This window comes from Pseudomonas sp. LTGT-11-2Z, from assembly GCF_003691445.1.
Lineage (GTDB): Bacteria > Pseudomonadota > Gammaproteobacteria > Pseudomonadales > Pseudomonadaceae > Aquipseudomonas > Aquipseudomonas monteilii.
Window position 1 is genome coordinate 5,713,431 of the sequence record NZ_CP033104.1, and the last position, 24,045, is coordinate 5,737,475.

Consider the following 24,045-nt stretch of genomic DNA (forward strand, 5'->3'; position numbering starts at 1 on the left):
GGGCCGGGCGGGCCGGCAAGAGATAAAGTCAGGCGCGCCAACGCCAACGGGCGTGGGCCTTGATTACGCGCATCAAGAGTTTGCTGACGATCAACACAGGATAGGTCTCGCTCATACGTCCCGGCACAGTAGCTTACCGGGGCGGCGGGCGCAATATGCCTGTAAACACGGGGAAACGAATGGACTTGGGAGGGATGCACGGCGATTTGCTAAGGTCGATCGGGCAGTACCTCATAAAAACAAAGAAAAGGATGTTCCCTGATGCGAAAAGCCCCATTATTGCGCTTTACCCTCGCCTCATTGGCATTAGCCTGCAGCCAGGCATTCGCGGCACCCTCGCCCTACTCCGGCATGATTGTGTTTGGCGACAGCCTCAGCGATGCCGGGCAGTTTGGCGGCGTGCGCTTCACCAACCTCGATGCCAATGGCAACTATGCGCCAGTGTCGCCGATGATCCTGGGCGGGCAGCTGGGTGTGAACCCGACCGAGCTTGGCCCTTCCACCTCCCCTCTAAATCCGGTATTGGGGCTTCCCGACGGCAATAACTGGGCAGTCGGTGGCTACACCACCCAACAGATCCTGGATTCGATCACCAGCACTTCCGAGACGGTCATCCCGCCAGGACGCCCCGGCGCCGGGCAAGTATTACGGGAGAAGCCAGGCTACCTGGCTAACGGCCTGCGTGCCGACCCTAACGCCCTGTACTACCTGACTGGTGGTGGTAATGACTTCCTGCAGGGCCTGGTCAACAGCCCCGCCGATGCCGCAGCCGCCGGTGCCCGCCTGGCCGCCAGCGCCCAGGCCCTGCAACAAGGTGGCGCCCGCTACATCATGGTCTGGCTGCTCCCGGACCTTGGCCAAACACCGAACTTCAGCGGCACGCCGCAGCAGACCCCCCTGTCATTACTGTCTGGTGTCTTCAACCAGTCGCTGCTCAGCCAACTGGGGCAAATTGACGCCGAGATCATCCCGCTGAACGTGCCCATGCTGCTGAGCGAGGCACTGGCCAGCCCCAGCCAGTTCGGCCTGGCCACCGGCCAGAACCTGGTGGGTACCTGCTACAGCGGCGAAGGTTGCGTGGAAAACCCGGTGTACGGCAACAACGGCACAACACCAGACCCGACCAAGCTGCTGTTCAACGACTTGGTGCACCCGACCATCGCTGGCCAGCAACTGATCGCCGATTACGCCTACTCGATCCTCTCCGCACCATGGGAACTGACCCTGCTTCCGGAAATGGCCCACACAAGCCTGCGTGCCCACCAGGACGAACTGCGCAACCAGTGGCAGACACCCTGGCAGGCCGTTGGCCAGTGGCAAGCCTTTGTCGCCAGCGGCGCCCAGGACCTGGATTTCGACGGCCAGAGCAGCGCGGCCAGTGGCGATGGCCGCGGCTACAACCTGACCGTGGGGGGCAGCTATCGCCTGAACGAAGCCTGGCGCCTGGGTCTGGCGGGAGGCGTATACCGGCAGAAACTGGAAGCCGGCGGACACGACTCGGACTACACGCTGAACAGCTATCTGGCCAGCGCCTTTGCCCAATACCGCCAGGACCGCTGGTGGGCGGATGCCGCGCTAACCGCCGGGCACCTGGACTACAGCGACCTGAAGCGCACCTTCGCCCTTGGCGTGAATGACCGCAGCGAAAAAGGCGACACTGATGGCGAAGCCTGGGCGATATCCGGGCGGCTGGGCTACAACCTGGCAGCCGATAGCAGCAACTGGCAGCTGGCACCCTTCATCAGTGCCGACTATGCGCGCGTGAAGGTGGATGGTTACGACGAGAAGAGTGGTCGCTCGACGGCGCTGGGCTTCGATGACCAGGCGCGCACGTCACGCCGCCTGGGCCTGGGTTTGCAGGGCAGTGTGCAGGTGCTGCCGAGTACCCGGCTGTTCGCAGAAGTGGCGCAGGAACATGAGTTCGAGGATGACCGGCAGGATGTGACCATGCACCTCACCAGCTTGCCGGCGAATGACTTCACCCTGACCGGGTATACGCCGCACAGCGACCTGACCCGGGCGAGCCTGGGGGTAAGCCATGAAGTGGTGGCAGGGGTGCATTTGCGCGGAAACTACAACTGGCGCAAGAGCGATGAATTGACCCAGCAGGGGGTGAGCCTGGGGATCAGCGTGGACTTCTGAATAGATGGGGCCGCTCGGCGGCCCCAATCCATTTACTTGGCTGAAGTCTGCTCAGCCAAGGCGACCGCACGGAACATCGCGCGGCGCTTGTTGATGGTTTCTTCCCACTCCAGCGCCGGCACCGAGTCGGCAACGATGCCGCCACCGGCCTGCACATGCAGTTCGCCGTCCTTGATCACGGCAGTACGGATGGCAATCGCGGTGTCCATGTTGCCATTCCAGGCAAAATACCCCACGGCACCACCGTAAACCCCACGCTTGACCGGCTCCAGTTCGTCGATGATCTCCATCGCACGAATCTTCGGTGCGCCCGACAAGGTGCCAGCCGGCAAAATCGCCCGCAGCGCATCCATCGCCGTCAGCCCTTCACGCAGCTGGCCGGTGACGTTGGAGACAATGTGCATCACATTGGAATAACGCTCGATCACCATCTTCTCGGTCAGCCGCACGCTGCCGGTCGAGGACACACGGCCCACGTCGTTACGGCCCAGGTCGATCAGCATCAGGTGCTCGGCGATTTCCTTGTCGTCCGACAGCAGGTCGTCTTCCAACGCACGGTCGGCCTCTTCGGTCGCTCCACGCGGGCGAGTACCGGCAATCGGGCGCACGGTAACCAGGTTGTCCTCGACACGCACCAGCACCTCGGGCGAACTGCCAACCACATGGAAGTCACCGAAGTTGAAGAAGTACATGTAGGGCGTCGGGTTGAAGCAGCGCAGCGCGCGGTACAGGTCGATAGGCGCTGCCTTGAAGTCGATGGACATGCGCTGCGACGGCACCACTTGCATGCAGTCACCGGCCAGGATGTATTCCTTGATACGGCCGACGGCGTTCTCGTAGTCCTCACGCGTGTAGCTGGAGCGGAATTCCGGCTCGGCGGCCTGCGGGCCACTCAAGTCCAGGCCACGGCGCGGGGTGATCGGCTGACGCAGGGTTTCCAGCAGGCCTTGCAGCCGTGCCTGGCCCTGTTCGAAGGCTTGCTCTTCAGCCGGGTCGACCAGCACGATCGCGTGCATCTTGCCTGCCAGGTTGTCGAACACCACTACGGCATCGGACACCATCAGCAGAATATCCGGCACACCCAGCGGGTCCGGGTTGGGGCTGGCGCCCAGGCGCTTTTCCACATAACGCACGCAGTCGTAGCCGAAGTAGCCGACCAGGCCGCCGTTGAAGCGCGGCAGGCCAGGGATGTCGGCGACCTTGTAACGGTCCTTGAAGCTTTCGACGAACGCCAACGGGTCTTCGACATCGTGGCTTTCCACCTCGATGCCATCCTGCAGGATGCTGACGTGGTAGCCGTGAACGCGCATCACGGTGCGCGACGGCAGGCCGATCATCGAGTAACGGCCCCACTTCTCACCGCCCTGAACCGATTCGAGCAGGTACGAGTTGGGTTGGTCGGCCAGTTTCAGGTAGATCGACAGCGGCGTGTCGAAGTCGGCCAGGGTTTCGCAGGCCAGGGGGATGCGGTTGTAGCCGACAGCGGCCAGGCGCAGGAATTCTTCGCGGTTCATGAGTAGCCTCGTGGCAAGCAGCAATAAGTCAGGCAAACGGATGGGCCGGCACACGCCGGCAGGCAGAAGTCAGGCGCGCCAACGCCAACGGGCCAGAGCCTTGATGACTTTCATCCAGAATTTGCCAGTAACCGCCACGGTGGACTCTCTGTCTTGTGAGGCTTGAAGGTCCGCCAACGTTATCCCAGTGGCCGGGTCTTCGCAACCGGGCAGCAAGGCGCGCAGGTCATCGATCACAAGGCTGGGGGTTTCGTCGTGGATCGGCCGGCCATGGTTGTAGCCGTAGGTCAGCCCCACGCATTGCACGCCAGCCGCCTTGGCCGCCAGCACATCACTGCGCGAATCACCGACGAACAACGCTTGTTGCGGGGTAACGCCGGCCATCTGCATGACGAACAGCAACGCCGCCGGGTCCGGTTTTTTCTGCGGCAGGGTGTCGCCGCCGATGATCCAGCGGAAATAGCGGCCGATCTTCATCTGGTCCAACAAAGGGGCGACGAAGCGCTCCGGCTTGTTGGTGATCAGTGCCATTTCCACACCCTGCTTCTGCAGCCAGCGCAGGGTGTCTTTCACGCCGGGATAAACCACAGTGAGCTCATGGCTTTGGGCATAGGCTTCCATGAACAGCGCCAGGCCCTGCTCGGCCAGCACATCATCCACAGCGTCATGCTCAATACCGCCCGCCAGTGCTCGGCGCACCAGCACCTGGGCGCCATTGCCAACCCAATGGCGCACCGCCTCAAGGCCGGCAGGCGGGCGCCCCAGTTCGAGCAGCATGCGGTCCACGGCGGCGGCCAGGTCTGGCACGGAGTCGATCAGGGTACCGTCCAGATCGAACATCACCAGCCTGGGCAGCGTCCCCGGGAACAGCTGCTCGAAGCCACTCATGGGCGGGCCTGAGCCAGTTCGGCGCGCATCCGGGCAATGACTTCCTGGTAGTCCGGGGCGTTGAAGATGGCCGAGCCGGCCACGAAGGTGTCGGCGCCAGCGGCAGCGATCTCGCGGATGTTGTTGACGTTGACGCCGCCGTCGATTTCCAGGCGGATATCACGGCCACTGGCGTCGATCAGCGCACGCGCTTCGCGCAGCTTGTCGAGGGTGCCGGGGATGAACTTCTGCCCGCCGAAGCCTGGGTTAACGCTCATCAGCAGCACCATGTCGATCTTGTCCATCACGTACTTCAGGGCGTCCAGGCTGGTGGCCGGGTTGAACACCAGGCCGGCCTTGCAGCCACCGTCTTTGATCAACTGCAGCGAGCGGTCGATGTGCTGGGTGGCTTCCGGGTGGAAGGTGATGTAGGTGGCGCCGGCCTCGATGAAGTCGCCGATGATGCGGTCGACCGGGCTGACCATCAGGTGCACGTCGATGGGCGCGGTGACGCCGTACTTGCGCAGGGCAGTGCATACCATCGGGCCGATGGTCAGGTTGGGAACGTAGTGGTTGTCCATGACATCGAAGTGAACGATGTCGGCACCCGCAGCCAAAACCTTGTCGACGTCCTCACCCAGGCGGGCGAAATCGGCGGAAAGAATGGAGGGGGCAATAGCGTAGGGCTGCATGGCGCACCTGTTGGCAGAATCACGGTGGCGCGCATTGTAACTCAGGCAAACGGGTAGAGGCTGATTGGTATCAATCCGTGTCGACCAGCTGTTTCAACCTGTACCGGCCTCTTCGCGGGCTTACCCGCGAAGAGGCAGGCTCAGAAAACTGACAATCAGGCAGGCTGCTGGGTTCTCAGCTTCTCGCTACGCCCACGCAACCACTCCAAGGTCAGCAGCAATATCACCGAGAAGGCAATCAGCAAGGTCGCAGCCGCTGCAATGGTCGGGCTCAGGTTTTCGCGAATACCACTGAACATCTGCCGCGGCAGGGTCGCCTGCTCGGGCCCTGCCAGGAACAGGGTCACCACCACCTCGTCAAACGACGTGGCAAAGGCGAACAGCGCCCCCGAAATCACCCCGGGCGCAATCAGCGGCAGGGTCACCCGACGGAAGGTCAGCAGTGGCGACGCGCCCAGGCTGGCCGCCGCGCGCACCAGGTTGTAGTTGAAGCCCTGCAAGGTGGCCGACACGGTAATGATGACGAACGGTACACCCAGCACCGCATGCACCAGAATCAGCGAGGTGAAGCTGTTGCCCATCCCCAGCGGTGCAAAGAACAGGTAACTGGCTACACCGATAATCACGACCGGCACCACCATCGGCGAAATCACCAGCGCCATCACCAGCGACTTGCCGGGGAAATCGCCACGGGTCAGGCCGATGGCCGCCAGGGTGCCGAACACCATGGCCAGCACCGTGGCTGCCGGGGCGACGATGATGCTGTTCTTCAGCGCCCGCATCCATTCGGCCGAGCCGAAGAAGTCCTGGTACCACTGCAGTGAGAAGCCCTGCAGCGGGTACACCAGGAAGCTGCCACTGTTGAACGACAGCGGCACGATCACCAGTACCGGCAAGATCAGGAAAAGCAGGATCAAACCGCAAAGAATGCGCAGGCTGTAGAACCAGACCCGCTCCACGGGCGACATGTATGGGCTCAACATCACAAGGCTCCTCAGCTCAGGCGCAGGCGGCTGGCGCCGACCAGCCAGCTATAGATCAGGTACAACAACACAGTCGCCAGCAGCAACAGCCCGCCCAGCGCGGTGGCCATGCCCCAGTTGATGCTGGTGTTGGTGTAGAAGGCAACGAAGTAGCTGACCATCTGGTCGTTCGGACTGCCCAGCAGTGCCGGAGTGATGTAGTAGCCGATGGCCAGGATGAACACCAGCAGGCAACCCGCACCTACACCGGCGTAAGTCTGCGGGAAGTAAACCCGCCAGAAGCTGGCGAACGGGTGGCAGCCCAGCGAAATTGCCGCACGCATGTAGCTGGGCGAAATGCCCTTCATCACGCTGTACAGTGGCAGGATCATGAACGGCAGCAGGATGTGTACCATCGAGATGTAAACACCGGTACGGTTGAACACCAGTTCCAGCGGTTGATCGATGATGCCCATGGCCATCAGCGCGCTGTTGATCAGGCCGCCCGACTGCAGCAGCACGATCCACGCCGCCACCCGCACCAGAATCGAAGTCCAGAACGGCAGCAGCACCAGGATCATCAGCAGGTTGCTCTGCCGGGTCGGCAGGTTGGCCAGTAAATAGGCCAGTGGGTAGGCCAGCACCAGGCAGATGGCGGTGATCACCACACCCATCCACAGGGTACGGGCAAAAATGTCCAGGTAAATGGCCTGGTCCGGTGTGGCCTTGGCCAGTTCGCCAAGGTCATCGATGCGATGGTCGACAGAGGCCAGCAGGTAGAACGATGTCACCGAACTGGTATTGCGGCGTATCGCCTGCCAGTAGGCTGGATCACCCCATCGCTCGTCGACGGCCTGCAACGCGTCCTTATATGAGGCAGGCTCAGCCTTGAATGGCAGTGCCCGGGCGGTCTTGGTCAACAGGCTGCGGTAACCGGCCAGTTCCATGTTCAAGCGCTTGGAAAGGTCGCCAAGGGTCTGGTTCTTGCGCGATTCGGCCAGGTCCTGGCTCAGCGCCTTGTACACATCCTCGCCGGGCAGGCTCTTGCCATCCCACTGGCTAATGACTTCGACCGTGCGTGGCAGGCCGCCGACCACTTCAGGGTTGCCGACGCTCTTGTACAGCAGCGCCGCGATCGGCACCAGGAACACCAGCAGAAGAAACAGCGCCAGCGGCGCGATCAACGCCTGCGCCTTCCAGCGGTTGACCCGCTCGGCGTGCTTGAGGCGCTGCTTGAGACTTGGACCTGCGCCTTCGTTGAGGGGCACTGCAATGGCCATGGCGAACTCCGCAATACAGGCTGAAATGGGGGCTGCGATGCAGCCCCGCACACTGGACGTTTACTTCTTCGCCGCCCAGGCGTTGAAGCGTTGCTCCAGCTGCTCGCTGTTGTCGGCCCAGAAGGCCACGTCGATCTGCACCTGGTTGGCGATGTTTTCAGGCGTGGTCGGCATGTCCTTCTTCACTTCGTCCGACAGCAGGCTCACAGCCTTAGCGTTGGCCGGGCCGTAGGCGATGTTCTCGGAGTAGGTTTTCTGCTGCTCGGGCTGCACGCTGAAAGCGATGAATTTCTTCGCTTCTTCGGCATCCTTGGCGCCTTTCGGAATGGCCCAGGCATCGAAGTCGTAGATGCCGCCGTTCCACACCACCTTGAGGTTGCTCTCTTTCTGCACAGCGGCAATACGGCCGTTGTACGCAGAACTCATGACCACGTCACCCGAGGCCAGGAACTGCGGTGGCTGTGCACCCGCTTCCCACCACTGGATGCTGGGCTTGAGCTCATCAAGCTTCTTGAAGGCGCGGTCCTGGCCTTCCTTGGTGGCCAGCACTTTGTAGACGTCCTTGGGCGCAACGCCATCGGCCATCAGTGCGAATTCCATGGTGTACTTGGCACCTTTGCGCAGACCGCGCTTGCCTGGGAATTTCTTGGTGTCCCAGAAATCAGCCCAGCTGGTAGGTGCGGTTTTCAGCTTGTCGGCGTTGTAGGCCATGACCGTGGACCAGACGAAGAAGCCCACGCCGCAAGGCTGGATGGCACCCGGCACGTAGTCACCCTCATTGCCAAACAGGGCTGGGTCGAGCTCTTCGAACATGCCTTCATCGCAACCACGCGCCAGCTCTGGCGACTCAACCTCTACCAGGTTCCACGACACACTCTTGGTGTCGACCATTGCCTTGACCTTCGCCATTTCGCCGTTGTACTCACCGGCGACGATCTTGCCATTACCCGCCTTCTCCCATGGCTCGTAGAACGCTTTTACCTGGGCCGCCTTGTTGGCGCCCCCGAACGAGATCACGGTGAGGTCTGCGGCCATGACCTGGCCAGCGGCGAAAAGCCCCAAGGCCAGGGCGGTCAGTTTCAACTGCTTGCGCATTCTTATTCTCTCCACAGTACAGGGTTGGTGAAGCAATCCATCAATGGGCTTCGGCAATCGGATCGAGCGCGCGGGCGTGCTCCACCTCCCAGCCCAGCGGTACTACATCGCCCACGGCCAACGCCGGGTCGAGCTCGGCAATAGGCTGTTTCACGAAGAAATCGCCCTTGCCGCAAACTTCCAGGCGCACCCGCACGTGGTCGCCCAGGTAAATGAATTCAGCCACCCGGCCAGAGAAGCGGTTCACGCAGCTTTCGCTGTGACCGTTCAGGCGCACGCGTTCGGGGCGGATCGACAGGGTGACCGGCTCGCCGGCCTGGCCGACATTCACCGCCAGCGCCTCTACCCGCTCACCGCGCGGCAGTTGCACCTGGCAGCGCTTGCCGTCGCTGGCCAGCAATGTGCCGTTGATGCGGTTGTTCTCGCCGATGAAGTTGGCGACGAAGGTATTGCAGGGCTCTTCGTACAGCGTGCGCGGGTCGGCGATCTGCTGGATCTCGCCCTGGTGGAACACCGCCACACGGTCGGACATGGTCAGCGCTTCGCCCTGGTCGTGGGTCACGTACACCACGGTTACGCCAAGGCGCTGGTGAATGTGCTTGATCTCCATCTGCATGTGTTCCCGCAGTTGCTTGTCCAGCGCGCCGAGCGGTTCGTCCATCAGCACCAGCTGTGGCTCGAACACCAGCGCCCGGGCCAGGGCCACGCGCTGCTGCTGGCCACCCGAGAGCTGGCCGGGGTAGCGCTTGGCGAAGGCATCGAGCTGCACCATGTTCAGCACGCGCTTGACCCGCTCGCTGATGTCGGTCTTGCTGAGGTTGCGCACGGTCAGCGGGAAGGCCAGGTTCTCGGCCACGGTCATGTGCGGGAACAGCGCGTAGTTCTGGAACACCATGCCGATGTCGCGCTTGTGCGGCGGCACGTTGTTGATCGAGCGCCCGGCCAGCTGGATTTCACCAGCGGTGGGCGTTTCGAAGCCGGCCAGCATCATCAGGCTGGTGGTCTTGCCCGAGCCGGACGGGCCGAGCAGGGTCAGGAACTCGCCCTTGCGAATCTCCAGGTTGAGGTCTTTGACGATCAGCGACTCGCCGTCGTAGCTCTTCTGCACACCACGGAAGCTGACCAGCGTTTCGCTGGTTGCAGCGTTCGACTTCGCCTCGCTCATGCCTGCACCTTCTTGTTGGATGACTGCGTAGGCAAAAGAGTAGAAGAGGCGCAAGCGCCCGAAAATCGGGGGTGCTGAGAGAATGCCATCATCCGGATGGAAGATTTGTTGTAGGGATTGCCCTACAAGGATGGCGGGATTGGAATGCCCTTGCGAACACTCCACCGAACCTGTGGGAGCGGGCGTGCCCGCGATGAGGCCGGCACAGCCATGGAGATCAGCAGGTCAGGCCCTTTCGCGGGCACGCCCGCTCCCACAGGGACGTCGACAGGATCACCGATAGCGTATGTCGCAATCAGACCAGCTTGTGCTCCATGGCGTACTTCACCAGCTCCGCCAGCGAGTTCACTTTCAGCTTCTGCATCAGGCGCGCTTTGTGGGTGCTGATGGTCTTGCTCGACAGCGCCAGCTGCTGGGCGATGTCGTTGACGTTGGCGCCCTGGGCCAGGCGCTCGAACACCGAAAACTCGCGTTCCGACAGCAGCGTGTGCAACGGCCGCGACTCGGTCAGGCCCACTTCGAACACCATGCGGTCAGCCAGCGACGGGTCGATGTAACGCCCGCCACCCGCCACCCGGCGAATCGCGGTCAGCAACAGCGCCGGGTCACTGTCCTTGGTGGCATAACCTGCCGCTCCGGCCTTCAGCGCCCGCGCCGCCATTTGTGCCTCGTCGTGCATCGACAACATCAGGATCGCCGGGGCATCGTGCAACGCGCGTATCCGCGGGATCGCCTCCAGGCCATTCACACCCGGCATGGAGATATCCAGCAATACCACCTCACAAGGCGTGTGGCGTAAGGTTTCGAGCAGCTGCTCGCCGTTACCGGCCTCCCCCGCCACCTGCATGTCCTTGGCCAGGCCAATCAGTTGTTTGATCCCTTCACGGACAATGGTGTGGTCTTCGGCCACCAGCACTCGAATCACGATCGCTCTCCTACTCCAACGGTATGGCCACGCTCAGGCTGGTGCCTTCGCCCGGCTCGCTGTCCAGCGTCATGCTGCCCCCCAACATCAGCACCCGCTCACGCACGCCCACCAGGCCAAACGAGGTGGGCCGGGTCTGCTCGCGGCAAAAGCCCTGGCCATCATCGCTGACCGTCATGCGCAATTGCCCCTGTGCAAGCACCAGCTCGATCTCCACGCTGTGCGCCTGGGCATGACGCATCACGTTGGTCAGTGCCTCCTGGAGGATACGGAATAACCCAATGGCCTTGGCATCGCTCAATGCTGGCAGATTATCCGGCACTTGTACCAGGCACGGGATCTGCGTGCGCGCCTCGAAACGCCGTGCCTGCCATTCGATGGCCGAGGCAATGCCGGCATCGAGGATTGGCGGGCGCAAGGCCGTGGCCACGTCGCGCACCAACTGAAACAGCTGGGCGATCAGGCGTTTCATGCTACCCAGACGCTCGTTCAGGCCCGGGTCCAGCTCGGCAAAGGCCAGCTCGCACATCGACACTTCCAGCTTGAGCACGGTCAGCATCTGCCCCAGCTCATCATGCACTTCCCGGGCGATGCGGGCTTTCTCTTCTTCACGCACGCTTTCCAGATGGGCCGACAGCTCGCGTAGCTGCTCCTGGGACTTGGCCAGTGCCATTTCCGCCCGCTTGCCTTGGGTGATGTCCCACACCACGCCGTCCCACACCACCTGGCCGTTACCCAGGCGCCGGGTACTGGCCTTGATGTCGGCCCAACGCTGCTCGCCCTGGCGGGTGAGGATGCGGCCCTGCCAGGACCAGTCCTGGTCACTGGCCAGGGCCAGGTCCTGCACCCGGTGGTAATCGGCACGGTCCTCAGGGTGTACCAGGTTACGCAGCCCCATCTGCGGGTGCTGGATTTCGCCGGGCGTATAGCCCACCAGCGCCTCACTGCCTTCACTGATGTAGGGAAACTCCAGATCGCCCTCGGCCGGGTCGCGTTCCAGACGAAATACCAGCCCCGGCACATTGCCGGCAATGCCCTTAAGCCGCGCCTCGCTTTCGCGCAGTGCCGCCAAGGCACGGTGGCGCTCGGTGACGTCGGCGAGGTAGACCACCAGGTATTCGGAATCACGAAAGCGCAGAAAGCTCAGCGACAGTTCGACCGGCAGCAGGCTGTGGTCGGCCCGTCGGCATTGCGTCTCGAACTGCCCGATACCCTTTGCCCCCGTACGCGCGCCTTTCCACAGCTCCAGCCAGCGGTCCATATTAAGGCTTGGCTCGAAGTCACCCAGCGGCCGTTCCAGCAGCTCCCCCTCGGCGTAACCCAACATGCGCTCGGCAGCGTGGTTGGCGTAGCGCACGTGGCTGTCCCAGTTGACCCACAATATACCCACCGTGCTCTGGTCGATGGCGAACTGGCTCAATCGCAACGCCTCTTCGCGCACCTGGCGCTCCACCAGGCTTTCCCGCGTGGCCAACAGGCTGCGCTCCAGCTGGCGCTGCTGCCGGCGTTGCCACACCAGCGTGGCCAGCGCGCACAACAGCAGCATGCCGAACAGCAAGGCCAGGTTCTGCCAGAAGCCAGGCGACTCGCTCAGGCGTGGGTACTTCGGCTGCAACCAGCGCTGGTGCATTTGCTCCAGCTCTTTAGCCGGCAATGCCTGCAGGCCACGCTCCAGCACGTCGGCCAGCAGTGGCCAGTCGCGCCGAGAACCAATGCGCAGTAACTGCGGCAGGCCTATATCGCCAACCACAGCCAGCTCGCTGAACTCGCTCTCACGCGACAGGCGGCTGAGTTGGGCTTCATCCAGCACGGCGAAACTGGCCTGGCCACCTACCACCAGTTGCAAGGCCTCACGCTCGTTGGGTACCCCCTGCAGGTTGAGGTTGCCGTAGTTGCCACGCAGATAATCCGCCAGTTGGCTGGGCATGCGCACCGCCACGCGCTGCTCGGCCTCGAGCTTTTCCAGCTCTACCGCCATGGCCCCAGTGCGCGACCCCACTACCAGTTGCGGCACGCGCATGTACGGGTCGCTGAACAACCACAGGCGCAGGCTGGCTGGCGTCTGGGTAAGGCCTGGGGCAAAGTCGATTTCCCCGGCCTGCAGGGCATGTTCAAGGCTGGTCTGGTCGGTGAAGTTGCGCCAGGTAAGGTCTAGGCGCAGTGCCTGCGCCAGGCTGTTCACCAGTTCTACGTTGGCCCCATACAATTGCTGCAGGCGCCGGTCGAACTGGGCGTAAGGCGCCTGCAGCACCAGGCCGACGCGCAGGCTGCGATGGCTGTCCAGCCACTGCTGCTGCGCAGGTTCCAGTACAACCGTGGGCTCCGCCTCGGTCCTGGCCAAGGCTATCAAGGGCAGCCACAAGCAGCCGATAACCAACAGGCGACGCACTCGCTTCATCTACACGCTCGTCTTGGCAAAGGCGGCCATGCAGCATGGCCGTCACGGGCAAATACTATTAGGCTGCCGGTATCATTCTGGCCTTGGGTTGACGCATGTCCACACTTTATCGCACGACGCTGGCAATGTGCTGCCTGGCGTCGATCCTTCCGCTCGCCGCCTTGGCCGCCGATGCAGAAAAAGCACCCGCCACAACCGAGGCACCCGCTGCCGAAGCCCCTCGCGCGCCCCTGCTGGAGCGCAGCCAGGAAGACGCCCTGGCGCTGGAGCGGCTGGTACCCAGGGCTGAGCAACAGACGTTGCAGGCGGGCGCCGACAGCTTCCTGGCCTTGTGGAAGCCGGCCAACGACAGCGACCCGCAAGGGGCAGTGATCATCGTCCCGGGTGCTGGTGAAACGGCCGACTGGCCAAATGCCGTAGGCCCCCTGCGGCAAAAATTCCCAGATGTCGGCTGGCACAGCCTGAGCCTTAGCCTGCCGGATCTGCTGGCCGACAGCCCGCAGGCGCGGGTCGAGGCCAAGTCGGCTGCCGAACCCGAAAAAACCAAGGGTGAAAGTGCGCCAGCCAAGGACGTACCCGCTGACGCCAATGCCAATGTCGCCCAGGCCACTGCTGCCGATGCCGACACGGCGGAAAGTACCGACGCCGAACAGGCCAGCGAGCAGACAGACCCGGCCGACGCCGAGCGCATTTTCGCCCGCCTGGACGCTGCTGTGGCGTTTGCCCAGCAGCACAATGCCCGCAGCATCGTGCTGATCGGGCATGGCAGCGGTGCGTACTGGGCAGCCCGCTACCTGAGCGAAAAACAGCCACCGCACGTGCAGAAACTGGTAATGGTGGCGGCGCAGACGCCAGCACGGGTGGAACATGACCTGGAAAGCCTGGCGCCAACCTTGAAGGTGCCTACAGCCGATATCTACTACGCCACCCGCAGCCAGGACCGCAGCGCAGCCCAACAGCGGCTGCAGGCCAGCAAGCGGCAGAAGGACAGCCAGTACCGGCAGTTGTCGCTGATTGCCATGCCGGGGAACAAGGCGGCGGAGCAGGAGCAATTGTTCCGACGGGTGCGGGGGTGGATGAGCCCACAGGGTTGAGCTGAAATCGATGGGGCCGCTTTGCGGCCCTGTTTTTACAGGCCCCGCCGCTTACGGATCATGGCATACGCCTGGTGCAACTCACGGGTACGCTCGGTCGCTTCCCGCACCTGCGCCTCACTGGCGCCGGTGCCCGCCAGCTTGTCTGGGTGGTGACGGCTGACCAGCCGACGATAGGCCTGCTTGACCTTGTCGCCTTCGGTGTCCGCCTCCACCGCCAACAAGCGCAAGGCAGCCGCATAGGTCATGGGGACACCTTCCGCGCCCGTAGCCTTGCGCGGCTCGTACTCCAGCGACATGGCCTGCACCTGCCGTCGGCTCAGGCCCAGTTTCTGCCCCCAGTCCAGCAGCAGCTCACGCTCCTTGTTGCCCATCTTGCCGTCGGCCCAGACCATGCGCCAACAGGCACGCAAGGTACCTTCCGCCGCATGTGGCTGCTGGCGAATGCGCCGCAGGTGCCTGCCAAGCCGGTCCTTGCCCGCCTTGCCACGGTTGAACGCATTGATAGCGCGTAGCCGGGCCGCTTCGGCCAGGTCCAGGCGCACCATCTCCTGACGCGCCTGCTGGATGTGCTGCTCGCCCACCCGACCATCGCACTTGGCCAGGCGCCCAAGCATCACGAACAGCAACTCGTCATCGCGCAAGGCCGGGCGCCCGCCCAGACGCTCGCGCATGTCTTCCCAGCCTTCCAGGCGCAAGCGGCGGTCAAGGGCCTGCCCAAGCAACAGGCCCAGCAAAGCGCCCGGAATGCTGGCCACGGCAAAGCCGGCGCCAGCGCCAATCAGTGTCCCTGGCCACCACATGTCAGGCGCGCTCGCCAATCAGGCGCTCGGCTTCGGCCAAGCGTTCGAGCGTGCCGACATCCACCCAGTGCCCACGGTAGTGTTCGCCACTGACCTGCCCTGCCGCCATGGCCTGGCGCAACAGCGGTGCCAGCTTGAAGGCACCCGGTTGGCAGCCTTCGAACAGCGCAGGGTCCAGTACTGAAAGGCCACTGAAAGTCAGCGTGCCCGGCGCCTCATCGCCATCGACAACCTGTTCGCCCAGCAGGCGGAAGTCACCTCGGCCATGGTGGCCCGGGTTGTCGACCAGCACCAGGTGAGCAAGCCCTTGCAAGGGGGCTTGCAGGCGTGCGAAGTCGTAGTCGGTCCAGACATCACCGTTCACCAGCAAAAATGGCGCGTCACCCAACAAAGGCAGGGCCTTGAAGATGCCACCACCGGTTTCCAGCGGCTCGCCCTCGGGCGAATAGCGGATGCTCAGGCCAAAGCGGCTGCCATCACCCAGGTGGTCTTCGATCTGCTGTCCCAGCCAGGCATGGTTGATCACCACCTCGGTAACGCCTGCCGCCGCCAGGGCACGCAGGTGGTACTCGATCAGCGGCTGGCCGGCCACCGGGACCAGCGGTTTTGGGGTGTGCAGGGTCAGCGGGCGCATGCGCTCGCCTTTACCCGCTGCCAGGATCATTGCCTTCATGCACGCGCTCCGGCCTGCAACTGCGCGATCAGTTCACCCAGCTCCGCCAATTCGGGCCGGCGGCTGATCACTTCTTCTATATAGGCGAAGAAACGCGGCACGTCGCCCAGGTAGCGGGGTTTACCGTCGCGGTGGCAGATACGGGCGAAGATGCCGATCACCTTCAGGTGGCGCTGCACGCCCATCAGGTCGCTGGCACGCTGGAACGCCTCGAAGTCGGCCTGTACCGGGATGCCGGCAGCCTGCGCCTTCTGCCAGTAGTCACGCAGCCAACCTTCGACCCGTGGCTGAGGCCAGCTGAGGAAGGCGTCCTTGAACAGGCAGGTGATGTCGTAGGTGACCGGGCCGTACACCGCGTCCTGGAAGTCCAGCACGCCGGGGTTGGGGGTGCTCTGCATCAGGTTGCGCGGCATGTAGTCGCGGTGCACCAACACCTTGGGCTGGGCCAGGGCACTGTCGATCAGCAGCTGGCTGATACGCTGCCAGGCAGCCTTCTGGGCATCGGTGAAGGTCAGGCCCAGTTCACGGCCCACGTACCACTCCGGGAACAATTCCACTTCACGGCGCAGCAGCGCGTCGTCGTAGCTGGGCAGTGGCGCGTCCATCGGCAGGCGCTGGAAGGCCAGCAGTGCATCGATAGCGTCTGCGAACAGCCCGTCGGCGTTGTCGGCATCAATGATATCAAGGTATGTCTGATGGCCCAGATCACCCAGCAGCAGGAAGCCGCGCTCCAGGTCTTGGGCGTGGATCAGCGGCACATGCACGCCAGCGCTGGCCAGCAGATGGTCGATGGCGACGAACGGTCGGCAGTTCTCCTGCGGAGGCGGTGCGTCCATGACCACAAAGCTGTGGCCGGCGCCCTGCCAGCGGAAGTAGCGGCGGAAGCTGGCGTCGCTGCTGGCCGCAGTCAGGCTGCCGGCCGGCACTTCGCCCCAGGCGTTGTTGCGGAAAAGATCATTGAGCTGCTCATCGAGCCAGACCGTCAGTTGTTGCAAGCGTACATCGTGTTCAGGCATTACAAGGGTCTCCGACGGCCCTAGCCGTCAAGCGGGTCATGCTTTATTATCCAGCATCTTTTTCAGACCATCGAGAGGCGTGCGGCCCCACACGCGGGCAGATGGCACGCAGGAAGCCCGGACTAATAAGATGGCATTGAAATCCCCCGCGTTTCGTAGAAAGTTTCCGTTGCTGGTAACCGGCGGTCTGCTGGCCCTGCAACCTCTGGCCACGTCGTATGTGGTGGCAGCCGAACAGTTCGACTGCCAAGTGTCCGCTGCCGGTGGTTGGGACTGCAAGCCCAAGGCTCCGGTCAACAACCTGCCGCCGCGCCCGGTGCATGAGGGTGCTGCTGTCAGCACCGGCACCGAAGCCGCGAGCGAAGGCGAAACCGCGGACCGGCCAATGCTGGTCACCGAGGCCAAAGGCCGCGCCCTGAAGTCGCGCAGCGAAGACTACAGCCACCTGGACTGGGTTCCGCGTGAAAAACTCACCGCCGCGCAGCTGGCCGAAACCGGCCCGTACTGCGGGGGTGCGTACATCGAGCCAACCCGCCCGGGCATGGCCGACACCACGCCGAAGGACGAGTCGCCGACCTACATCAACGCCAAGGTGTCCAAGTACCAGCAGGAGCAGCAGATCGCTACCCTCGCCGGTGACGTGGTGATGCGCCAGGGCAGCATGCAGGCCGAAGCCGACGAGGCTAACCTCTACCAGACCGAGAACCGTGGCGAGCTCAAGGGCAACGTCAAGATCCGTGACAACGGCTCGCTGGTGGTCGGTGACGAGGCACAGATTCAGCTCGACACGGGCGAAGCCCAGGTCGATAACGCCGAATATGTGATGCACAAGTCGCACATCCGCGGCAGCGCCCTGTACGCCAAGCGTGGCGAAAACGCCATCATCCGCCTCAAGGACGGTACGTACACCACCTGCGAACCGGGCAGCAACGCCTGGCAGCTGAAGGGCAACAACATCACCCTGAACCCGGCCACCGGTTTCGGTACCGCGACCAACGTGACGCTGCGGGTCAAGGATTTCCCGGTGTTCTACACACCGTACATCTACTTCCCGATCGACGACCGTCGCCAGTCCGGCTTCCTGCCGCCATCGTTCAGCACCAGCAGCGACACCGGCTTCATGCTGGTGACGCCGTACTACTTCAACCTGGCGCCTAACTACGACGCCACGTTGTACCCGCGTTACATGGCCAAGCGCGGCCTGCTGATGGAAGGCGAGTTCCGCTACCTCACCAAGTCCAGCGAAGGGCAGTTCGGTGGTGCGTACCTGAACGACAAGAACGACGACCGCAAAGACCAGACTGACTACAAAGATCAGCGCTGGATGGTCAACTGGCAGCACAAGGGCGGGCTGGACGAGCGCCTGATGACCGAGGTGGACTACACCGACATCAGCGACCCGTTCTACTTCCAGGACCTGGAGTCCGACCAGATCGGCATCGAAAGCAAGGATCTGCTGGATCAGCAGGGCGCGCTGACTTACCGTGGCGAGGGTTACACCGCACGCTTGAACGTGCATGCCTACGAAATGGCGACCATTTCGCAGGTTACGCCATACGACCGCCTCCCGCAGATCACGCTGAATGGCGTACTGCCTTACAACCCGGGTGGTCTAGTTCTGGGTTACGAGAGCGAAGCGGTACGCTTCGACCGCGACCTGAAGGACGACTTCGTACGGGACAAAGACGGTAACCCAGATTTCTCGGCAGGTGCAGCCGGCCGTCGTCTGGACCAGAACGTCAGCGGTATTGCCCGAGCCAACGGCAACCGCTTCAACGTCGCACCGTCGATCAGCCTGCCGATGGAAGCCAGCTATGGCTACCTGACCCCCAAGCTGAAGTACGCATACACCCACTACGACCTCGACCTGGACAGCCAGGGCAAGGCGCAAGCGATCACGCAGTCCGCCAACCCGGCGTATGGCAGCTACAACAGCTCGCTGAACCGCGACGTGCCGATCTTCAGCGTGGACAGCGGCCTGTACTTCGACCGCAACACGTCGTTGTTCGGCACCAACTACAAGCAGACCCTCGAACCTCGCCTGTTCTACCTCAACGTGCCGTACAAGGACCAGAGGGACATCCCGCTGTTCGATTCGGGCGAAACCCTGTTTAGCTACGACTCGCTGTTCCGCGACAACCGCTTCAGCGGCACCGACCGCATCGGCGACGAGAACAAGCTTTCGCTTGGCGTGACAACCCGCTTTATCGAAGAAAACGGCTTCGAGCGCCAGAACTTCAGTATCGGCCAGGCCTATTACTTCAAGGACCGCAAGGTCCAGCTGCCAGGTATCGACTACCGCACCCGTACCGACTCTCAGTCCGACGTGTCGCCATACGCGCTGCTGTACAACTACTACTTCAACCGCGATTGGCGCTTCAACTCGGACTTCAACTGGGACCCGGACAGCCGCAGCACCCGCTCGGGCAGTGCGATGTTCCATTACCAGCCTGAAGACAACCCGAACAAGGTGCTTAACCTCGGTTATCGCTACCGTAACGACACCATTTCCTACGATTCCACTACCGGTCAGTGGCGAGTGGGTGGTGGCGACTACGGCACCCCAGGCAGCGCGAACTACATCAAGGACTACTACAAGATCCAGCAGCACGATTTCTCGGTCATATGGCCGATCGTTCCGCAGTGGAACGTTATCGCTCGCTGGCAGCATGACTACAACCGCAACCGCACCCTGGAAGCCATGGGCGGTTTCGAGTATGACAACTGCTGCTGGAAGCTGCGCCTGATCAACCGCTACTGGATCGATTACGACGACTTCAGCCAAGCCCTCCCGGCGAACGAGAAAGGCGACCACGGTGTCTTCCTTCAGATCGTCCTGAAAGGCCTCGGTGGCGTAGTTGGCAACAAGGTCGAATCTTTCCTCGACCAAGGCATTCAAGGTTACCGTGAACGTGAAGACCAAGCTTATTGATCGACTGCGCCCGGCGTTGCTGGGCGTTGCATTGCTGAGTGGCGCGGTGCATGCCGCGGTGCAACCTCTTGATCGCGTGGTGGCCATCGTCGACAACGACGTGGTCATGCAAAGCCAGCTGGACCAACGCGTCCACGAGGTACAGCAAACCATCGCCAAGCGCGGCGGCGGTGTACCGCCGACCGGTGCCCTGGAACAGCAAGTACTGGAGCGCCTGATCGTCGAAAACCTGCAACTGCAGATCGGCGAACGTTCCGGCATCCGCATCACCGACGAAGAGCTGAACCAGGCCATCGGCACCATTGCCCAGCGCAATGGCATGTCGCTGGACCAGTTCCGTGCTGCCTTGGCCCACGACGGCCTGTCGTTCGACGACGCCCGCGAGCAGGTCAAGCGCGAGATGATCATCAGCCGCGTGCGCCAGCGCCGTGTGGCCGAGCGCATCCAGGTGTCGGAGCAGGAAGTGAAGAACTTCCTCAACTCCGACATGGGCAAGATGCAGATGTCGGAAGAGTACCGCCTGGCAAACATCCTGATCCCGACCCCGGAAGGCGCCAACTCGGAAGCCATCCAGGCGGCGGCGCGCCAGGTTGGCGATGTGTACCAGCAGCTCAAGCAAGGCGCCGACTTCGGCCAACTGGCCATTGCCCGCTCCGCCAGCGAAAACGCCCTGGAAGGCGGCGAAATGGGCTGGCGTAAAGCCGGCCAGCTGCCACCCGACTTCGCCAAGATGCTCAGCAGCATGCCGGTCGGCGAAATCACCCAGCCTATCCGCATCCCTAACGGCTTCATCATCCTCAAGCTCGAGGAGAAGCGCGGGGGCAGCGAGAACGTGCTGCGTGACGAAGTGCATGTACGCCACATCCTGATCAAGCCAAGCGAGATCCGCAGCGATGCGGCCACCGAGCAACTGGCCGAGCGCCTGTACGAACGCATCAAGAACGGCGAAGACTTCGGCGAACTGGCGAAGAGCTTCTCGGAAGACCCAGGCTCGGCGCTTAACGGCGGCGACCTCAACTGGGTAGACCCGAACAGCCTGGTACCGGAGTTCCGTGAACAGATGGCCAATGCCCAGCAAGGCGTGGTGACCAAGCCGTTCAAGACCCAGTACGGCTGGCATGTGCTGGAAGTGCTGGGCCGCCGCGCCACCGACAGCACCGAGCAGGCCCGCGAACAGCAGGCCCTGAGCGTTCTGCGTAACCGCAAGTACGACGAAGAGTTGCAAACCTGGCTGCGCCAGATCCGCGACGAAGCCTACGTTGAAATCAAGCTGCCTGGCGCTGACCAGGCCGCCCAGTGAAGCCCCTGCCCTTCGCCGTCACTCCCGGCGAACCAGCCGGCATAGGTCCCGACCTGTGCCTGCTGCTCGCCGCAGACGCCCAGCCCCACCCCCTGATCGCCATCACCAGCCGTGACCTGCTCGCCGAGCGGGCCACGCAGCTGGGGCTGGCTGTCAGCCTGCTGCCGGTAGCCCCAGGCCAATGGCCCGACCAGCCGGCACCCGCAGGCAGCCTTTACGTCTGGGATACCCCCCTCGCTGCCCCAGTAGCGCCAGGCCAGCTCGACAAAGCCAACGCCGCGTTCGTGCTGGAGACCCTGACCCGTGCAGGCCAAGGCTGCCTGGACGGGCACTTCGCCGGGATGATCACCGCCCCGGTGCACAAGGGTGTTATCAACGAAAGCGGTATCGCCTTCTCCGGGCATACCGAGTTCCTTGCCGAACTGACCCACACCGCACAGGTGGTGATGATGCTGGCCACCCGTGGCTTGCGTGTGGCCCTGGTGACCACACACCTGCCACTGCGTGATATTGCCGACGCCATCACTGCCGAGCGCGTGGAGCGTGTAACCCGTATCCTGCATGCCGACATGCGCGACAAGTTCGGCATCGCCAACCCGCGTATTCTGGTGTGCGGCCTCAACCCGCATGCGGGCGAGGGCGGCCATCTGGGCCGCGAAGAAATCGACATCATCGAGCCGACCCTGGCCCGCCTGCGCACCGAAGGCATGGACCTGCGCGGGCCACTGCCGGCCGATACCCTGTTTACCCCCAAATATCTGGAGCACTGCGACGCGGTGCTGGCGATGTACCACGACCAGGGCCTGCCCGTACTCAAGTACAAAGGCTTCGGCGCTGCGGTCAACGTAACCTTGGGCCTGCCGATCATCCGCACGTCGGTCGACCACGGCACCGCCCTGGACCTGGCCGGCACCGGCAAGGTCGACACCGGCAGCCTGCGCGTCGCGCTGGAAACCGCCTACCAGATGGCCGAGAACCGACCATGAACGAGCAATACCAACACCGGGCGCGCAAGCGCTTCGGCCAGAACTTCCTGCACGACGCCGGCATCATCGACCGCATCCTGCGTGCCATCAACGCCAAGGCCGGCGAACACCTGCTGGAAATCGGCCCGGGCCAGGGCGCCCTGACCGAAGGCCTGCTGGGCAGCGGTGCACAGCTGGATGTGGTGGAACTGGACAAAGACCTGGTGCCGATCCTGCAGCACAAGTTCGCTGACCGCAGCAACTTCCGCCTGCACCAGGGTGACGCCCTGAAGTTCGACTTCAACCAGCTCGGCGTGCCGCCGCGCAGCCTCAAGGTGGTGGGCAACCTGCCCTACAACATCTCCACCCCACTGATCTTCCACCTGCTCAGCCATGCCGGGCTGATCCGTGACATGCACTTCATGCTGCAGAAGGAAGTGGTCGAGCGCATGGCCGCCGGCCCCGGTGGTGGTGATTGGGGGCGTTTGTCGATCATGGTGCAGTACCACTGCCGGGTCGAGCACCTGTTCAACGTAGGCCCTGGCGCCTTCAACCCGCCGCCGAAAGTGGACTCGGCCATCGTCCGCCTGGTACCGCACGAAGTGCTGCCACACCCGGCCAAGGATGCCAAGCTGCTGGAGCAGGTGGTGCGCGAGGCGTTCAACCAGCGCCGCAAGACCCTGCGCAATACCATGAAGGGCCTGCTCGACAGCGCAGCCATCGAAGCCGCCGGCGTGGATGGCAGCCTGCGCCCTGAACAGCTGGATCTGGCGGCCTTTGTGCGCCTGGCCGATCAGTTGGCTGATCAGCAAGCCTGATTTCGCCTGTACCGGCCTCTTCGCGGGCAAGCCCGCGAAGAGGCCAGCATATCCAACCTAGCCCTCAAGCCCCCTCGGCGCTGGCCCTCCCCCCTCCCAATGGCCTAGACTGCATTATTGCGTCAGTTCGCCCAAGGCCCTTGCATGTCCGACCCCCGCTATCAAATCGACGTCAGCGTCGTGACCCGCTACCTGAATGAACAATCCGACCCGGAGAACAGTCGTTTCGCGTTCGCCTACACCATCACCGTGCAGAACAACGGCTCACTCAAGGCCAAGCTGTTGTCGCGGCACTGGCTGATCACCAACGGTGACGGCGAAGTCGAGGAAGTGCGCGGCGCCGGTGTGGTTGGCCAGCAACCCAACATCGACCCGGGCCAGAGCCACACCTACAGCAGTGGTGCGGTCATCAGCACCCGCGTGGGCACCATGCAGGGCAGCTACCAGATGTTCGCCGAAGACGGTAAGCGCTTCGACGCCGAAATCGCGCCCTTCCGCCTGGCTGTGCCCGGGGCGCTGCACTGATGGCCACCTACGCCGTCGGCGATCTGCAAGGCTGCCTGCAACCTCTCAAATGCCTGCTTGAACGTGTCAATTTCAACCCGGCAGTCGACCGCCTGTGGTTGGTCGGCGACCTGGTCAACCGCGGCCCCGAGTCGCTGGAAACCCTGCGCTTCCTGTACTCAATCCGCCAGTCGCTGGTCTGCGTGTTGGGTAATCATGACCTGCACCTGCTGGCGGCTTGGCACAACGTCGAGCGCCTTAAGAAAAGCGACACCCTGCGCGAAATCATCGAAGCGCCGGATGCCGATCAACTGTTCGACTGGCTGCGCCAGCAAAAGCTGCTGCATTACGACGAGGCACGCGGCATTGCCATGGCGCACGCCGGCATCCCGCCACAGTGGACGCTCGGCCAGGCACTTGGTCTGGCGGCAGAGGTGGAAGAAGTACTGCGCGACGATGGCCGACTGAAGCTCTACCTCGATGGCATGTACGGCAATGAGCCGAACAAGTGGAGCAAGAACCTCACCGGCGTCGAACGCCTGCGGGTCATCACCAATTACTTCACCCGCATGCGCTTCTGCACCGCCGAGGGCAAGCTCGACCTCAAGAGCAAAGAGGGCCTGGGCACCGCGCCCAAGGGCTACAAGCCCTGGTTCGCACACAAGGACCGCCGCTCGCGGCATGTGAAGATCATCTTCGGCCACTGGGCCGCCCTCGAAGGCCGCGCAGACGCGCCAGGCGTCATCGCACTGGACACCGGCTGCGTGTGGGGCGGCGCCATGACCCTGTACAACGTCGACAGCGGCGAATACCACCGCTGCGACTGCGCCGACGACGGCACCCTGCGCCAGCCGACACAACCCACTACACTCAACGACCACACCTGAAGGAAGTAGTACC

The 24,045-nt window shown here is 63.1% G+C and carries 20 protein-coding genes; 8 read left to right on the forward strand and 12 right to left on the reverse strand.

Translation table 11 applies throughout. The features are described 5' to 3' along the window. Positions 1-261 precede the first annotated feature (261 nt). Complete coding sequence (gene estP, locus D8767_RS27015; RefSeq protein WP_063977467.1) at positions 262-2,142, forward strand: esterase EstP; 1,881 nt, start codon at positions 262-264, stop codon at positions 2,140-2,142. Between the two features lie 32 nt (positions 2,143-2,174). On the opposite strand, the gene trpE is transcribed toward estP, so the two are convergent. From trpE to D8767_RS27060, 9 genes are all read right to left on the reverse strand, one after another. Next, positions 2,175-3,656: an anthranilate synthase component I gene (gene trpE / locus D8767_RS27020; protein WP_016715785.1), complete on the reverse strand. Its 1,482-nt coding sequence runs from the start codon at positions 3,654-3,656 to the stop codon at positions 2,175-2,177. A gap of 69 nt (positions 3,657-3,725) precedes the next feature. Then, the gene (locus D8767_RS27025; RefSeq protein WP_016715784.1) at positions 3,726-4,544 is read right to left on the reverse strand and encodes a phosphoglycolate phosphatase; all 819 of its coding nucleotides are present in this window, start codon (positions 4,542-4,544) and stop codon (positions 3,726-3,728) included. Beyond that, positions 4,541-5,215, reverse strand: a complete 675-nt coding sequence (gene rpe / locus D8767_RS27030) for a ribulose-phosphate 3-epimerase (RefSeq protein ID WP_016715783.1) — start codon at positions 5,213-5,215, stop codon at positions 4,541-4,543. Before rpe ends, D8767_RS27025 begins: the two co-directional genes overlap by 4 nt. A 155-nt stretch (positions 5,216-5,370) precedes the next feature. Then, positions 5,371-6,198, reverse strand: a complete 828-nt coding sequence (locus tag D8767_RS27035) for an ABC transporter permease (RefSeq protein WP_016715782.1) — start codon at positions 6,196-6,198, stop codon at positions 5,371-5,373. An 11-nt stretch (positions 6,199-6,209) separates the two neighbouring features. Continuing rightward, positions 6,210-7,457, reverse strand: a complete 1,248-nt coding sequence (locus tag D8767_RS27040; protein WP_016715781.1) for an ABC transporter permease — start codon at positions 7,455-7,457, stop codon at positions 6,210-6,212. Positions 7,458-7,517: 60 nt separating this feature from the next. Next, positions 7,518-8,552 carry an ABC transporter substrate-binding protein gene (locus D8767_RS27045; protein WP_016715780.1) on the reverse strand — a complete coding sequence of 345 codons (1,035 nt, stop codon included), beginning with the start codon at positions 8,550-8,552 and terminating at the stop codon, positions 7,518-7,520. Between the two features lie 40 nt (positions 8,553-8,592). Continuing rightward, positions 8,593-9,717, reverse strand: coding sequence for an ABC transporter ATP-binding protein (locus D8767_RS27050; protein WP_016715779.1), 1,125 nt, complete (start codon positions 9,715-9,717; stop codon positions 8,593-8,595). 295 nt (positions 9,718-10,012) lie between these two features. Then, on the reverse strand, positions 10,013-10,645 hold the full coding sequence (locus tag D8767_RS27055; RefSeq protein ID WP_173401663.1) for a response regulator transcription factor: 633 nt from the start codon (positions 10,643-10,645) through the stop codon (positions 10,013-10,015). 7 nt (positions 10,646-10,652) lie between these two features. Then, the gene (locus D8767_RS27060; protein WP_016715778.1) at positions 10,653-13,040 is read right to left on the reverse strand and encodes a PAS domain S-box protein; all 2,388 of its coding nucleotides are present in this window, start codon (positions 13,038-13,040) and stop codon (positions 10,653-10,655) included. A gap of 95 nt (positions 13,041-13,135) precedes the next feature. Between D8767_RS27060 and D8767_RS27065 the strand changes: the two genes are divergently transcribed. Continuing rightward, positions 13,136-14,134 (forward strand): alpha/beta hydrolase family protein, encoded by a 999-nt coding sequence (locus D8767_RS27065; RefSeq protein ID WP_063977469.1) that lies wholly within the window; start codon positions 13,136-13,138, stop codon positions 14,132-14,134. A gap of 35 nt (positions 14,135-14,169) precedes the next feature. Here the strand turns inward: D8767_RS27065 and D8767_RS27070 are convergent, their stop codons facing one another. The 3 genes from D8767_RS27070 to D8767_RS27080 are packed head-to-tail and all read right to left on the reverse strand — an operon-like array spanning position 14,170 to position 16,626. Beyond that, positions 14,170-14,937 (reverse strand): TerB family tellurite resistance protein, encoded by a 768-nt coding sequence (locus D8767_RS27070; RefSeq protein WP_016715776.1) that lies wholly within the window; start codon positions 14,935-14,937, stop codon positions 14,170-14,172. Between the two features lies 1 nt (position 14,938). Then, positions 14,939-15,610, reverse strand: a complete 672-nt coding sequence (gene murU / locus D8767_RS27075; RefSeq protein ID WP_016715775.1) for an N-acetylmuramate alpha-1-phosphate uridylyltransferase MurU — start codon at positions 15,608-15,610, stop codon at positions 14,939-14,941. Continuing rightward, positions 15,607-16,626 (reverse strand): aminoglycoside phosphotransferase family protein, encoded by a 1,020-nt coding sequence (locus D8767_RS27080; RefSeq protein WP_016715774.1) that lies wholly within the window; start codon positions 16,624-16,626, stop codon positions 15,607-15,609. Before D8767_RS27080 ends, murU begins: the two co-directional genes overlap by 4 nt. A 130-nt stretch (positions 16,627-16,756) precedes the next feature. Between D8767_RS27080 and D8767_RS27085 the strand changes: the two genes are divergently transcribed. The 6 genes from D8767_RS27085 to D8767_RS27110 all read left to right on the forward strand — a co-directional run bounded on the left by D8767_RS27085 (position 16,757) and on the right by D8767_RS27110 (position 24,032). Continuing rightward, positions 16,757-19,558, forward strand: a complete 2,802-nt coding sequence (locus tag D8767_RS27085) for an LPS-assembly protein LptD (RefSeq protein WP_028699057.1) — start codon at positions 16,757-16,759, stop codon at positions 19,556-19,558. Then, positions 19,539-20,858, forward strand: a complete 1,320-nt coding sequence (gene surA / locus D8767_RS27090) for a peptidylprolyl isomerase SurA (RefSeq protein ID WP_033724242.1) — start codon at positions 19,539-19,541, stop codon at positions 20,856-20,858. The genes D8767_RS27085 and surA overlap by 20 nt, the downstream gene beginning before the upstream one ends. Then, on the forward strand, positions 20,855-21,844 hold the full coding sequence (pdxA, locus tag D8767_RS27095) for a 4-hydroxythreonine-4-phosphate dehydrogenase PdxA (protein WP_016715771.1): 990 nt from the start codon (positions 20,855-20,857) through the stop codon (positions 21,842-21,844). Before surA ends, pdxA begins: the two co-directional genes overlap by 4 nt. Further along, positions 21,841-22,641 carry a 16S rRNA (adenine(1518)-N(6)/adenine(1519)-N(6))-dimethyltransferase RsmA gene (gene rsmA / locus D8767_RS27100; protein ID WP_028699058.1) on the forward strand — a complete coding sequence of 267 codons (801 nt, stop codon included), beginning with the start codon at positions 21,841-21,843 and terminating at the stop codon, positions 22,639-22,641. The genes pdxA and rsmA overlap by 4 nt, the downstream gene beginning before the upstream one ends. Positions 22,642-22,785: 144 nt before the next feature. Further along, a complete protein-coding gene (gene apaG, locus D8767_RS27105; RefSeq protein WP_016715769.1) occupies positions 22,786-23,166 on the forward strand; it encodes a Co2+/Mg2+ efflux protein ApaG in 381 nt (126 codons plus the stop codon). Continuing rightward, positions 23,166-24,032 carry a symmetrical bis(5'-nucleosyl)-tetraphosphatase gene (locus tag D8767_RS27110; RefSeq protein ID WP_016715768.1) on the forward strand — a complete coding sequence of 289 codons (867 nt, stop codon included), beginning with the start codon at positions 23,166-23,168 and terminating at the stop codon, positions 24,030-24,032. The genes apaG and D8767_RS27110 overlap by 1 nt, the downstream gene beginning before the upstream one ends. Positions 24,033-24,045 lie beyond the last annotated feature (13 nt).

Excerpts from the sequence above, each read along its gene's own strand:
- estP (WP_063977467.1), top strand. The coding sequence starts at position 262 with ATGCGAAAAGCCCCATTATTGCGCTTTACCCTCGCCTCATTGGCATTA.
- trpE (WP_016715785.1), bottom strand. The coding sequence starts at position 3,656 with ATGAACCGCGAAGAATTCCTGCGCCTGGCCGCTGTCGGCTACAACCGC.
- D8767_RS27025 (WP_016715784.1), bottom strand. The coding sequence starts at position 4,544 with ATGAGTGGCTTCGAGCAGCTGTTCCCGGGGACGCTGCCCAGGCTGGTG.
- rpe (WP_016715783.1), bottom strand. The coding sequence starts at position 5,215 with ATGCAGCCCTACGCTATTGCCCCCTCCATTCTTTCCGCCGATTTCGCC.
- D8767_RS27035 (WP_016715782.1), bottom strand. The coding sequence starts at position 6,198 with ATGTTGAGCCCATACATGTCGCCCGTGGAGCGGGTCTGGTTCTACAGC.
- D8767_RS27040 (WP_016715781.1), bottom strand. The coding sequence starts at position 7,457 with ATGGCCATTGCAGTGCCCCTCAACGAAGGCGCAGGTCCAAGTCTCAAG.
- D8767_RS27045 (WP_016715780.1), bottom strand. The coding sequence starts at position 8,552 with ATGCGCAAGCAGTTGAAACTGACCGCCCTGGCCTTGGGGCTTTTCGCC.
- D8767_RS27050 (WP_016715779.1), bottom strand. The coding sequence starts at position 9,717 with ATGAGCGAGGCGAAGTCGAACGCTGCAACCAGCGAAACGCTGGTCAGC.
- D8767_RS27060 (WP_016715778.1), bottom strand. The coding sequence starts at position 13,040 with ATGAAGCGAGTGCGTCGCCTGTTGGTTATCGGCTGCTTGTGGCTGCCC.
- D8767_RS27065 (WP_063977469.1), top strand. The coding sequence starts at position 13,136 with ATGTCCACACTTTATCGCACGACGCTGGCAATGTGCTGCCTGGCGTCG.
- D8767_RS27070 (WP_016715776.1), bottom strand. The coding sequence starts at position 14,937 with ATGTGGTGGCCAGGGACACTGATTGGCGCTGGCGCCGGCTTTGCCGTG.
- murU (WP_016715775.1), bottom strand. The coding sequence starts at position 15,610 with ATGAAGGCAATGATCCTGGCAGCGGGTAAAGGCGAGCGCATGCGCCCG.
- D8767_RS27080 (WP_016715774.1), bottom strand. The coding sequence starts at position 16,626 with ATGCCTGAACACGATGTACGCTTGCAACAACTGACGGTCTGGCTCGAT.
- D8767_RS27085 (WP_028699057.1), top strand. The coding sequence starts at position 16,757 with ATGGCATTGAAATCCCCCGCGTTTCGTAGAAAGTTTCCGTTGCTGGTA.
- rsmA (WP_028699058.1), top strand. The coding sequence starts at position 21,841 with ATGAACGAGCAATACCAACACCGGGCGCGCAAGCGCTTCGGCCAGAAC.
- apaG (WP_016715769.1), top strand. The coding sequence starts at position 22,786 with ATGTCCGACCCCCGCTATCAAATCGACGTCAGCGTCGTGACCCGCTAC.
- D8767_RS27110 (WP_016715768.1), top strand. The coding sequence starts at position 23,166 with ATGGCCACCTACGCCGTCGGCGATCTGCAAGGCTGCCTGCAACCTCTC.